This window comes from Paenibacillus baekrokdamisoli (assembly GCF_003945345.1).
GTDB classification, from domain to species: Bacteria; Bacillota; Bacilli; order Paenibacillales; family Paenibacillaceae; genus Paenibacillus_Z; species Paenibacillus_Z baekrokdamisoli.
In genome coordinates this window covers 303,995-317,823 of sequence record NZ_AP019308.1, presented here as the reverse complement: position 1 = coordinate 317,823, position 13,829 = coordinate 303,995, and the positions used below count along the sequence as shown (strand labels likewise).

General features: G+C 51.9%; 6 protein-coding genes and 1 tRNA gene. 1 reads left to right on the top strand and 6 read right to left on the bottom strand.

Annotated elements, in window-relative coordinates; translation table 11 throughout:
• The first annotated feature begins 148 nt into the window (after positions 1 to 148).
• Complete coding sequence (locus tag EKN16_RS01265) at positions 149 to 1,036, top strand: fructose bisphosphate aldolase (RefSeq protein WP_125653345.1); 888 nt, start codon at positions 149 to 151, stop codon at positions 1,034 to 1,036.
• 280 nt (positions 1,037 to 1,316) lie between these two features.
• Here EKN16_RS01265 and EKN16_RS01260 read toward each other — a convergent pair whose 3' ends face one another.
• The 6 genes from EKN16_RS01260 to EKN16_RS01240 all read right to left on the bottom strand — a co-directional run bounded on the left by EKN16_RS01260 (position 1,317) and on the right by EKN16_RS01240 (position 13,570).
• Positions 1,317 to 1,766, bottom strand: a complete 450-nt coding sequence (locus EKN16_RS01260) for a hypothetical protein (protein ID WP_125653344.1) — start codon at positions 1,764 to 1,766, stop codon at positions 1,317 to 1,319.
• Between the two features lie 378 nt (positions 1,767 to 2,144).
• Positions 2,145 to 3,182, bottom strand: a complete 1,038-nt coding sequence (locus EKN16_RS01255) for an S-layer homology domain-containing protein (protein ID WP_125653343.1) — start codon at positions 3,180 to 3,182, stop codon at positions 2,145 to 2,147.
• A gap of 11 nt (positions 3,183 to 3,193) precedes the next feature.
• Complete coding sequence (locus EKN16_RS32770; protein WP_232016148.1) at positions 3,194 to 7,642, bottom strand: beta strand repeat-containing protein; 4,449 nt, start codon at positions 7,640 to 7,642, stop codon at positions 3,194 to 3,196.
• Positions 7,643 to 7,970: 328 nt separating this feature from the next.
• Positions 7,971 to 8,048: transfer RNA gene (locus EKN16_RS31985), tRNA-Ala, on the bottom strand.
• Between the two features lie 76 nt (positions 8,049 to 8,124).
• Positions 8,125 to 8,772, bottom strand: a complete 648-nt coding sequence (locus tag EKN16_RS01245; protein ID WP_125653342.1) for an S-layer homology domain-containing protein — start codon at positions 8,770 to 8,772, stop codon at positions 8,125 to 8,127.
• Positions 8,773 to 8,827: 55 nt separating this feature from the next.
• Complete coding sequence (locus EKN16_RS01240) at positions 8,828 to 13,570, bottom strand: IPT/TIG domain-containing protein (RefSeq protein ID WP_232016147.1); 4,743 nt, start codon at positions 13,568 to 13,570, stop codon at positions 8,828 to 8,830.
• Positions 13,571 to 13,829: the final 259 nt, after the last annotated feature.

Here is a 13,829-nt window from a genome sequence, read left to right as displayed (position 1 = left end):
ATAATCCGTATTATCCCTATCGACTGCGTTCCGACCCTTTCATTCCTGCTTCTCATGCGTGCCTAGAATGTATTCCTGCAAGTAGAAGTGCTATACTTAATAAGACATAAAACGCCAATCAGTTCACGAAAGGGAAGGTGAAACATCCATGAATACAAAGCAATTGGATCGAATCCGTACGGGAAAGGGCTTTATTGCGGCCTTGGATCAAAGCGGCGGAAGTACTCCTAAGGCTCTGCTGCAGTATGGCATTAAGGAAAACAGCTATTCCAATGAAGAAGAGATGTATGCAATGGTGCACGAGATGAGAACGCGTATTATTAAGAGTTCCGCGTTTGATTCCCAGTACATTTTGGGCGCGATCTTATTTGAGAACACGATGGATCGTTCCATTGACGGGCAATTTACCGCTGATTATCTCTGGGAGAAGAAAGGCATCGTGCCTTTTCTAAAAGTCGATAAAGGGCTCGCCGACCTTGAACACGGGGTTCAGCTCATGAAGCCCATTTCAGGTTTAGACGACCTTCTGAAGCGAGCAGCCCAACGAAACATCTTCGGGACGAAAATGCGCTCGGTTATTAAGGAAGCCAATCCTGCCGGAATCAAAAAAGTCGTTGAACAACAGTTTGCTATCGGTAACCAAATCGCTCAGATGGGGCTGGTTCCAATTATCGAACCGGAAGTTGATATCCACAGCGCGGATAAGGAAGCATCGGAAAAACTATTAAAAGATGAACTTTTCGATCAATTATCCTCCCTCGGCAAAGACGTAAAAGTCATGCTTAAACTCGCCATACCGACGAAAGACAATTTCTACAGCGATTTAATGGAGGATCCACATGTTGTACGGGTTGTGGCTTTGTCAGGCGGTTACACGCAAGCGGAAGCAAATGAAAAGCTGGCACATAATCATGGATTGATCGCAAGTTTCTCACGTGCCTTGTCGGAGGGACTAACCGCCGGGCAGACAGACGATGAATTCAACGCGATGATATCCAAATCCATTCAGGACATTTATGAAGCCTCCATCAAATAAATCCAACAAATGAAATAACGACTCCGAACTTTTCATAAGCTCGGGGTCGTTTCTTGTTTGCTAATGAAGTCCGATCGCCGATGTAGACCCCATAGGTAGATTCAGACGCCGTGCTCTTCCACTCGATTTTATTCTTCGATGTTATTCATTCGGTCCGTCCGCGCGGGACGAACCCCTGGCCTCTTCGCTACCAGCGAAGCGCTCTCCCTGCTGAGCTAAGACCCCAAGATAATCTAATCTGGTAATAATTGGGGTTCAAATTCCGTCTGTGATAACTCATTTACCTCTTTAATACTTTTAAGTATATTTTCTTGATGCTGTTTTTTTCCTCGAATTCACAAATATCCTGAAGAGTGGTACGAAAATCATCGTTCGAATAATTGGGTAGATGGAATATTTGGGTAAGAGCATAGGCTGCGCTCCAGCGAACCACAGTGCCGTCGTTTTTTGTATTTTCTAATAAACTAGCAATCGTCTCTTCTAGGTGTTCAGAATAAAGATGAGCAATATTGCCAACTACTTTAGCAGACTCCCATTTTAGACGTGTTGCTTTAGCACACAGATTATTTTGCGCGAACCTGAAAAGCTCCATATTTGCAATCACTGGTTTTTTATTTGTAGCATATTCGAACGCCTCCATGCAAGTCGCCTTTGCCGGGTCTTTAGCGGTAGAAGCTACATTAATAATGTCAATAATAGCTAGTTCACCGCTTATAATTGCATCTGCCATAACTTCTGTTTTTTTCTTTTGGCTTTAGATCTTTTCTTTTCAACAATTCATCTAGAACCATTTAACATTCCCTCCTTCAATTATTTCCAAAAAAAACGACATCTCTGCCGTTATGTTTAAGGTATTGGTGGAGACTAGCGGGATCGAACCGCCGACCTCTTGCATGCCATGCAAGCGCTCTCCCGCGCAGGGATATTACACACCTAAAAAAGAATATTCAGTTGCGCTTTGAGATACTTTAATCGCTGTATGATAGATTTGTTCACCTTGCTTGAGCCACTTATCAGATTCGCGTGTAGCAACAGTCAGTAGGAAGAAGTGTTATCTCTCACGCGATTAGTTTGACCTGAGAGATAACCTGAAATTCTTACCTTTGTTTTAAATGAGTCCTGACTTTTGCAGCAATTTCTGCACGAGAGTTGCGACCTCAGCTCTGGAAATGTACGCTTTTGGCGAAAGTTGCGTGCTGCTTCTCCCGGCAATGATTTCTGCTTGCAAGCAGTCGACAATACTGCTCTCCGCCCACTTGGAGACGTTGCTCGCATCTGCGAAGGGACTTAGCAATTCTCCCGATACCTTGATATCATCTCGGCTCACTTCGAGACCGGTTATTTTCATCGCTTTCGAGATTATCGTCATCGCTTGTTCTCGAGTGATCTTGTCCCCTGGGTGGAAGCTACCATCTTCCAATCCGCTGATTAATTTGTATGCGTAAGCGGTCTGGATCGCTCTACTATACCAGTCAGTCGACGTAATATCTTTAAATGGACTTGTACCGTTTTCCAGCTTTAGCCCCAATCCCCGAACGATAATCGCTACAAACTCTGCGCGAGTAATATCTTGATCGGGATTGTACAGTTCATTTCCGATTCCGCCGATGACCATCCGCGAGCCCATGTCGTTGACCGCATTTTTCGCCCAGTGCTGCGCCACATCTTTGAACTCTTTGGGATGCCATACGATGGCATACGTACTGTTCGTTAAGCTGTTCACTTTAGCATAATACTTGCCATCGATGACAACAACCTTGGTCGGCACATGACGAACAGTTCCGTCCGGCTCAATAACAATCCCGGTCGTGATCTTGTTAGGGTCTACACCAACAGGAATTGCAATCGTTTTTTCCACATAGGCGCTGAACTTGGTTACTTCAATAGTCGTATCCCCGTATTTGGCTTTTACCGTAAAGTTCAGTGGCGGGACGACAAGGGTGAACCCCCCTCTGACTGCCGAGTTTTCCACGAGCTTCATTGTGTCCGCGGTCGGTTTAGAAATTTCGATCTGTATTTTTATATCTTGAGGCAACAGGCTCTTGCCGAGTTGATTCAATATAGAACCAATGTTGATCTGCCGTACAGGCAAAGTATAGGTCGCATTCTCCGCTTTGATGGCAATGACCGCCTGCCTTTGTTCCATGTTTTTAACTATCAGCCATCAAACTCTACGGTCACGACATCGGATTTTGTATTCACGGAAATCGTAATCGCGGCATGTTCACCTTCCGATGCGATCTTCTCCTCCAGCTTTTTCGAATTGATCACAACTGTCGTTACCGTTTGGCCATTCACTTGGGTTGTTGTTGTAGTTCCTGCTTTCTCAGCCTTACCATTGATGAGTATTTCAGTCTCGGTGTCTGGTAGCGGAGTACTGCCGTTACTTGGCGTTGCTGTCGTTGTTAAGGAAATAGTCGCTACACCCGAAGCATTACCCGCCGCGTCTTTAATGATGACATATGCCTTATAGTGCGTGGATGCCGACAAGCCTGTTACGCTTGCCATGTTCGCTGCTGCAGCTGCTGCCCCTGTTCCTTTGGCTATGGCAATCCCTTGTGCTGCAATCGTAGCGGCATTCGGTGCTGCGTCTGCCGCTGCATAGACTACGAAGTAGTAGGTTCCTGTCTCATCCGAAACAAAGTTTAATGTTGTCGTGGAGTTGGCCGTTGCACTTGCACTGGTTAAGATTAACGTTGGGGCGGTGATGTCCGGATTGGTCAGGGTTACGTCTGCTGATTTCGTAGAGACGTTTCCTGCTGCATCGACCGCATAGACTACATAGGTTCCAGCCGTTAATCCCGTGGTCGGGATCTCCGCGGCGCTTGCGGCCGTCGCAGCTACGCTGGTGCCTCGGCTGCTGGAAACTTCTGCGTCTAAACTCGCTTTGTTCGTGATCGTTGCCGATTTCAGGACCAAATACAGCGTGCCGTTTTCATTGCTTGTCGCTGCCAACGTGTTCGGCGTCAATACGCTCGTTCCCACACCCGACAACGTTGGGGCGGTGATGTCCGGATTGGTCAGGGTTACGTCTGCTGATTTCGTAGAGACGTTTCCTGCTGCATCGACCGCATAGACTACATAGGTTCCAGCCGTTAATCCCGTGGTCGGGATCGCCGCGGCGCTTGCGGCCGTCGCAGCTACGCTGGTGCCTCGGCTGCTGGAAACTTCCGCGTCTAAGCTCGCTTTGTTCGTGATCGTTGCCGATTTCAAGACCAAATACAGCGTGCCGTTCTCGTTGCTTGTCGCCGCTAACGTGTTCGGCGTCAATACGTTCGTTCCTACACCCGACAACGTTGGGGCGGTGATGTCCGGATTGGTCAGGGTTACGTCTGCTGATTTCGTAGAGACGTTTCCTGCTGCATCGACCGCATAGACTACATAGGTTCCAGCCGTTAATCCCGTGGTCGGGATCGCCGCGGCGCTTGCGGCCGTCGCAGCTACGCTGGTGCCTCGGCTGCTGGAAACTTCCGCGTCTAAGCTCGCTTTGTTCGTGATCGTTGCCGATTTCAAGACCAAATACAGCGTGCCGTTTTCATTGCTTGTCGCTGCCAACGTGTTCGGCGTCAATACGCTCGTTCCCACGCCCGACAACGTTGGGGCGGTGATGTCTGGATTGGTCAGGGTTACGTCCGCGGTCGCCGCGGATACGTTGCCTGACGCATCGACCGCATAGACTACATAGGTTCCAGCCGTTAATCCCGTGGTCGGGATCGCCGCGGCGCTTGCGGCTGTCGCTGCGACGCTGGTGCCTCGGCTGCCGGAAACTTCCGCATCTAAACTCGCTTGATTCGTGATCGTTGCCGATTTCAAGACCAAATACAGCGTGCCGTTCTCGTTGCTTGTCGCTGCCAACGTGTTTGGCGTTACGACGCTCGTTTCTACACCCGACAAAGTTGGGGCGGTGATGTCCGGATTGGTCAGGGTTATGTCCGCGGTCGCCGCGGATACGTTGCCTGACGCATCGACCGCATAGACTACATAGGTTCCAGCCGTTAATCCCGTGGTCGGGATCGCCGCGGCGCTTGCGGCTGTCGCTGCGACGCTGGTGCCTCGGCTGCCGGAAACTTCCGCATCTAAACTCGCTTGATTCGTGATCGTTGCCGATTTCAAGACCAAATACAGCGTGCCGTTCTCGTTACTTGTCGCTGCCAACGTGTTTGGCGTTACGACGCTCGTTTCTACACCCGACAACGTTGGGGCGGTGATGTCTGGATTGGTCAGGGTTACGTCCGCGGACGCCGCGGATACGTTGCCTGACGCATCGACCGCATAGACTACATAGGTTCCAGCCGTTAATCCCGTGGTCGGGATCGCCGCGGCGCTTGCGGCTGTCGCTGCGACGCTGGTGCCTCGGCTGCCGGAAACTTCCGCGTCTAAGCTCGCTTGATTCGTGATCGTTGCCGATTTCAGGACCAAATACAGCGTGCCGTTCTCGTTGCTTGTCGCTGCCAACGTGTTTGGCGTTACGACGCTCGTTTCTACACCCGACAAAGTTGGGGCGGTGATGTCCGGATTGGTCAGGGTTATGTCCGCGGTCGCCGCGGATACGTTACCTGACGCATCGACCGCATAGACTACATAGGTTCCAGCCGTTAATCCCGTGGTCGGGATCGCCGCGGCGCTTGCGGCTGTCGCTGCGACGCTGGTGCCTCGGCTGCTGGAAACTTCCGCATCTAAGCTCGCTTTGTTCGTGATCGTTGCCGATTTCAAGACCAAATACAGCGTGCCGTTTTCATTGCTTGTCGCTGCCAACGTGTTTGGCGTTACGACGCTCGTTTCTACACCCGACAACGTTGGGGCGGTGATGTCCGGATTGGTCAGGGTTACGTCTGCTGATTTCGTAGAGACGTTTCCTGCTGCATCGACCGCATAGACTACATAGGTTCCAGCCGTTAATCCCGTGGTCGGGATCGCCGCGGCGCTTGCGGCCGTCGCCGCTACGCTGGTGCCTCGGCTGCTGGAAACTTCCGCGTCTAAGCTCGCTTTGTTCGTGATCGTTGCCGATTTCAGGACCAAATACAGCGTGCCGTTTTCATTGCTTGTCGCTGCCAACGTGTTCGGCGTCAATACGCTCGTTCCTACACCCGACAAAGTTGGGGCGGTGATGTCCGGATTGGTCAGGGTTATGTCCGCGGTCGCCGCGGATACGTTACCTGACGCATCGACCGCATAGACTACATAGGTTCCAGCCGTTAATCCCGTGGTCGGGATCGCCGCGGCGCTTGCGGCTGTCGCTGCGACGCTGGTGCCTCGGCTGCTGGAAACTTCCGCATCTAAGCTCGCTTTGTTCGTGATCGTTGCCGATTTCAAGACCAAATACAGCGTGCCGTTTTCATTGCTTGTCGCTGCCAACGTGTTTGGCGTTACGACGCTCGTTTCTACACCCGACAACGTTGGGGCGGTGATGTCCGGATTGGTCAGGGTTACGTCTGCTGATTTCGTAGAGACGTTTCCTGCTGCATCGACCGCATAGACTACATAGGTTCCAGCCGTTAATCCCGTGGTCGGGATCGCCGCGGCGCTTGCGGCCGTCGCCGCTACGCTGGTGCCTCGGCTGCTGGAAACTTCCGCGTCTAAGCTCGCTTTGTTCGTGATCGTTGCCGATTTCAGGACCAAATACAGCGTGCCGTTTTCATTGCTTGTCGCTGCCAACGTGTTCGGCGTCAATACGCTCGTTCCTACACCCGACAACGTTGGGGCGGTGATGTCCGGATTGGTCAGGGTTACGTCTACTGATTTCGTAGAGACATTTCCTGCTGCATCGACCGCATAGACTACATAGGTTCCAGCCGTTAATCCCGTGGTCGGGATCGCCGCGGCGCTTGCGGCCGTCGCCGCTACGCTGGTGCCTCGGCTGCTGGAAACTTCCGCGTCTAAGCTCGCTTTGTTCGTGATCGTTGCCGATTTCAAGACCAAATACAGCGTGCCGTTCTCGTTACTTGTCGCTGCTAACGTGTTCGGCGTCAATACGCTCGTCCCGACGCCGGACAACGTCGGCGCCGTGATGTCGAGAGCACTAATATTGGCAACAGTGATATTTTCGAAATTTAAGTCCGTTTGTGCTGAAGTTAAATATTGCGCCGTAATTGTAATTGAAGCTACGTTATCAATATTGTATGGAGTGCCGCCATTTAGAATAGTACTCATTTGTGTAATTGAAGTAGTGAGGGCGTAATTGGAAGACAACGTTTTTGCTGTCCCAATCTGTGTATCCGTTATATCTTTCAAAACAACAGTAAAAACAGCAAGAGTACGAGTAGAATTATAAGCGCTAATTCCTAAGTCTTTAAAAGTAAAGGTTTTGTTTACTGCGCCTCCTTCTGCTCTCAATATGGTAGTTACGGAACCTCCAAGAGTCGAATTCGTACTATAGAGTTGCGTTCCGGAAAGCGCTACTGCATTACTAACCCCCCACTTATTGCCCAAAGTTCTAAATCCCGGTCCATTACTGTCCGTAGCCCCTAAAGATCCAGCGAAATCATAGGTACCATCCCCTGTGCCGCTACCGCCGGGTAAGGCGTATACAATGCCTGGGTTCACACTAAAAACGATTACAAATAAAAATAGAAAAAAAGCGATAGATTTGTTAATTTCTTTCCGCACATTATTGCCCTCCATAAAATCGAATAATATTCAGGCGCAATTTTAAAAATGGCGACTTTGAATATGTAAAAATAGTAGTTAAGTAGTGCTCATTTTCATTATTCTTTTGTGATCTAAGAACTAAGTTTATGCGGATCTGGGATCTATTCGACATTTCCCTACATATACCTTTATATTTTCATCCGATAAATGAAAAAAATTTCCAATATAAACACTCAAACAATTAAAGTAGTGTAGTTCGGTTGCTCTAAGATGACAACCTTAGCACTCCAGTTTGTTTCGATTTGCATCCCAATAAAAAGCAGCCCCAAGGGGTTGCTTTTTATTGGGGGCCCTAGCAGGATCGAACTGCTGACCTCTTCGCCGCCAGCGAAGCGCTCTCCCACCTTGGTTGGTTTCACTACCCCATAAATATTGGTAAATATAAAATACGGCAGATACTTTATTACCAGTACCTACCGTATTTAAGTAACTTGGAACGACTACTCTATGTCTAACGAAAGACCAAGACTGATATTTAGCATTCGTAAGACCATGAGTAACGACTCGAATCTCGTAGCACTAGCATTTGGTTTGAATGAACCATCCGCTGCACCTTTTACAATACCCATATCGGATAACGTATCAATCTCAGCTTCTGCCCAGTGACCCGCAACATCATTGAACTTAGCACTTTTTACAAAAGTAGTGTTGATTACTTTTGAAAGCATAGCCACTATTTCCGCTCTGGAGATCGTCTGATTCGGTTTGAACGTTCCATCCAAGTAACCGTAAATAATGCCACTTGCTTTTAAAGGTGTTGGAGTTGGAACTACTGTTGGTATCGGTACTATTGGTGTTGCTGAACCGTCACCGCTTCCACCATTTGATGGTGCTGCATTCACACTCACAGTATACGTTACCTTCGTTAATCCATCTTGTGCTGTAACAATGACTTTCTTACCCGACGCTAATACTGTAGCTACGGTTGTTCCGTCTGCTTCGTAGATTTCAAACGTTGCATTCGTTGCTTGCGTGATCGCTGTCTTCAATGCGGCTAAAGTTGTTCCGTATGGAATGTTCGAACCGCTGACCTCTTGCATGCCATGCAAGCGCTCTACCGCAGTGATCGGTTTCACTACCATTGACATGGATAAACCCGCCTAAACAGATTTATCTCTGCTCAAGCGGGTTTGTGCATGAATCTTATCTATCGATTGAACCTAGCGTTTGCAGCATTCTGATGAACACAACCGCCGCTTGTGCGCGTGTCGTCTCGCCCTTCGGATCGAACGTATTCGCGCTTGTACCGTTCATAATTTGAAGGGTAACCATTGTGCGAACATCCTCCAAATAAGCCGCGTCCACGCTTCCGATATCTTTGTAGCCGTTCAGGTTAACAGAACCCTTTGCAATCGACGACTTTTCAAGATTAATCACGGCCGCCAAAATGCTCGCCATTTCCTCGCGGGTTAGCGGTTGATCAGGCTTGAAGCTCGTACCAGTCGTGAAGCCGAGCAGTCCAAGCTCCTTCGCTTTGGCTACCTCATCGAAGTACCATGCGCCTTGCTTTACATCTACATATGGTGCTGCATTGCCGACAGATCCGCTGCGTCCCAAGGTTCGGACTATCATGACGGTAAATTCCGCTCTCGTTATGGCTTTGTCAGGGTTATATTTCCCGTCGCCAACTCCTTCAACGAGTCCTTTCGCTGCAGCCAGCTCTACGAATGCTTTGCTCCAATGTTTAAACGTATCGGCAAAACTCACCGGATTTTGTGCCACGACGTACACGCTATTGGAATAAGAGTTGATCGACACGTACCATGCGCCATCGATCAACACTTTCTTCGCGGATACAAACTCAAACTTCCTTGTCGTATCGTTATAACGAAACACACCCCATTGCTCCGGCATATCTTTCATGTTCTTTGGCATCGGGATGATTCGCGTCAGCGCACTGCTGAACTTGTCCGCTGTTCCGATCACCTGTCCTGTCTTGGTGTTAATGATCGAGATGCTGAAATCCACAATCGCGCCCAATACTTGGCCCTTTGGCAACCCGCTTGCAACCGCCGCTTGAATGTCCTTGTCACCAGACTTATCGGTCAAAGTGATCTTGAAGCTGATATCCTCGGCTTTGAGCCCATTCTTCTTAAGCAAATCCTGCAGCCCCGGAATGAGCGATGCCAGATTGGCGGGAATCTTGTAGCTGCTGTAAGGCGTCTTAATCTCGATGAAAAAAGTGGCGTTTTTCTCCACAAACTCGGTTAATAGGCTTACCGGTAATTTGATATAGGCAACGCCGTCTTTTGGTGTAACTTCAAGAGCGACGGACGGCTTACGGGTGTCAATTGTATCCGAGTCAATCATAATGCCGTTTTGGTCGATATCCAAATGTTTTAGAGCATCCGGAGAAGTTGGACTACCACCAGTCCCGCCACTATTCCTACTATTAACAACCTGCGTTACCGTAAAGGTTACCGGCGTAATGCCAACGGCCGACACCGTTACCGTAGCTGTATACGTCCCTGCGGCGAGTCCGTCATTCGCTTTTACTGTAAAGGTCGTGGACAGCGTCCCGCTATTAAGCGTTGTCGCCGTTGGCTGCGTAATCGTAAAGCTGCTTGCGTTCGTTCCGCCTAGCGTTGTCACCAAGTTCGCCAAGTCGCCGGTTCCCGTTCTCGTCACCGTCACCGTTTTCGTTTCCTGCGTCCCCGATGCATAGTCCGCTGTCTGCGCATTAAGCGTCTCATCCGACAACGGGCTGATCGTATACGTCAGAACAACATACGTATACTGGTCCGCCGCCGATGTCGCGGATGTGCCGCCCGTCGTCGTTACCCTTACGTCTACGGTTCCCGAGCCCGCCGGAGCGATAGCCGTGATCTGTGTTGCCGAGTCTACTGTAAAGGACGTCGCCGCCGTTGCACCAAACGTCACCGCGGTTGCACCAGACAGATTCGAACCGGTCAACGTGACGCTCGTGCCTCCGGATGTCGGACCCGACGTCGGCGAAATGCTCGTAATCGTCGGCGCAGCTATGTACGTATACTGGTCCGCCGCCGATGTCGCTGATGTGCCGCCCGTCGTCGTTACCCTTACGTCTACGGTTCCCGAGCCCACCGGAGCCGTTGCTGTGATTTGCGTTGCTGAATTTACGGTAAAGGACGTCGCCGCCGTTGCACCAAACGTCACCGCCGTTGCACCGGACAGATTCGTACCGATCAACGTGACGGTCGTGCCTCCGGACGTCGGACCCGACGTCGGCGAAATGCTCGTAATCGTCGGCGCAGCTATGAACGTATACTGGTCCGCCGCCGATGTCGCGGATATGCCGCCCGTCGTCGTTACCTTTACGTCTACGGTTCCCGAGCCCGCCGGAGCCGTTGCTGTGATCTGTGTCGCCGAGTCTACTGTAAAGGACGTCGCCGCCGTTGCACCAAACGTCACCGCCGTTGCACCGGACAGATTCGTACCGGTCAACGTGACGCTCGTGCCTCCGGACGTCGGACCCGACGACGGCGAAATGCTTGTAATCGTCGGCGCGGCTATGTACGTAAACTGGTCCGCCGCCGATGTCGTGGATGTGCCGCCCGTCGTCGTTACCCTTACGTCTACGGTTCCCGCACTACCAGCCGGAGCCGTTGCTGTGATTTGCGTTGCCGAATTTACGGTAAAGCCCGTCGCCGCCGTTGCACCAAACGTCACCGCCGTTGCACCGGACAGATTCGTACCGATCAACGTGACGGTCGTGCCTCCGGACGTCGGACCCGACGTCGGCGAAATGCTCGTAATCGTCGGAGCAGCTGTGAACGTATACTGGTCTGCCGCCGATGTCGCGGATGTGCCGCCAGGCGTCGTTACCCGTACGTCTACGGTTCCCGAGCCCACCGGAGCCGTTGCTGTGATTTGCGTTGCTGAATTTACGGTAAAGGACGTCGCCGCCGTTGCACCAAACGTCACCGCCGTTGCACCGGACAGATTCGTACCGATCAACGTGACGGTCGTGCCTCCGGACGTCGGACCCGACGTCGGCGAAATGCTCGTAATCGTCGGCGCAGCTATGAACGTATACTGGTCCGCCGCCGATGTCGCTGATGTGCCGCCCGTCGTCGTTACCCTTACGTCTACGGTTCCCGAGCCCGCCGGAGCGATAGCCGTGATCTGTGTCGCCGAGTCTACTGTAAAGGACGTCGCTGCCGTCGCACCAAACGTCACCGCCGTTGCACCGGACAGATTCGTACCGGTCAACGTGACGCTCGTGCCTCCGGATGTCGGACCCGACGTCGGCGAAATGCTCGTAATCGTCGGAGCAGCTGTGAACGTATACTGGTCTGCCGCCGATGTCGCGGATGTGCCGCCAGGCGTCGTTACCCGTACGTCTACGGTTCCCGAGCCCACCGGAGCCGTTGCTGTGATTTGCGTTGCTGAATTTACGGTAAAGGACGTCGCCGCCGTTGCACCAAACGTCACCGCCGTTGCACCGGACAGATTCGTACCGGTCAACGTGACGCTCGTGCCTCCGGATGTCGGACCCGACGTCGGCGAAATGCTCGTAATCGTCGGCGCAGCTATGAACGTATACTGGTCCGCCGCCGATGTCGCTGATGTGCCGCCCGTCGTCGTTACCCTTACGTCTACGGTTCCCGCACTACCCGCCGGAGCCGTTGCTGTGATTTGCGTTGCCGAATTTACGGTAAAGCCCGTCGCCGCCGTTGCACCAAACGTCACCGCCGTTGCACCGGACAGATTCGTACCGGTCAACGTGACGGTCGTGCCTCCGGATGTCGGACCCGACGTCGGCGAAATGCTCGTAATCGTCGGCGCAGCTATGAACGTATACTGGTCCGCCGCCGATGTCGCGGATGTGCCGCCCGTCGTCGTTACCCTTACGTCTACGGTTCCCGAGCCCGCCGGAGCCGTTGCTGTGATTTGCGTTGCTGAATTTACGGTAAAGCCCGTCGCCGCCGTTGCACCAAACGTCACCGCCGTTGCACCGGACAGATTCGTACCGAACAACGTGACGCTCGTGCCTCCGGACATCGGTCCCGACGTCGGCGAAATGCCCGTAATCGTCGGCGCAGCTATGAACGTATACTGGTCCGCCGCCGATGTCGTGGATGTGCCGCCCGTCGTCGTTACCCTTACGTCTACGGTTCCCGAGCCCGCCGGTGCCGTTGCTGTGATTTGCGTTGCCGAATTTACGCTAAAGCCCGTCGCCGCCGTTGCACCAAACGTCACCGCCGTTGCACCGGACAGATTCGTACCGGTCAACGTGACGGTCGTGCCTCCGGACGTCGGACCCGCCGTCGGCGAAATGCTTGTGATCGTCGGCGCGGCTATGAACGTATACTGGTCCGCCGCCGATGTCGCTGATGTGCCGCCCGTCGTCGTTACCCTTACGTCTACGGTTCCCGTGCCCGCCGGAGCCGTTGCTGTGATTTGCGTTGCTGAATTTACTGTAAAGCCCGTCGCCGCCGTTGCACCAAACGTCACCGCTGTTGCACCAGTCAGATTCGTACCGGTCAAAATGACGGTCGTGACTCCGGACGTCGGACCCGCCGTCGGCGAAATGCTTGTGATCGTCGGCGCGGCTATGAACGTATACTGGTCCGCCGCCGATGTCGCTGATGTGCCGCCCAGCGTCGTTACCCTTACGTCTACAGTTCCTGCACTACCTGGCGGGGCGATGGCCGTAATTTGTGTCGCCGAGTCCACGGTAAAGGACGTCGCCTCCGTTGCATCAAACGTCACCGCCATTGTACCGAACAGATTCGAACCGGTCAGCGTGACGGTCGTGCCTCCGGACGTCGGACCCGACGTCGGCGAAATGCTTGAAATCGCTGGCGCAGTTGCCGCAAAGGCCGCACTCTCGCCTACAGCTAGCTGTATCACAGGAAGGAACAACAACAAGAAACTCATCAGTATCGTAGATATCCTTTTCATATTCTGTTTCTCTTTCATTTTGAAATCAACCTCTCTTGCCGAGAATGTATTTTATATTATGAAGAGCGCAGATTCGTCCGGGTCAACCAATTCTGAGGAAACTCGCATCTGTTTCATTGGAATCGCCTTATGCAATTGTTACCCCACCTCCAAAACATTCTATTTGAATCGATCTGCCGAAACCACAAATGGTTTACACAAGCCTCAACTCCTATATTTCGACAAGTATACTAGTGAATTGTATTAGCTGGGCCAGACA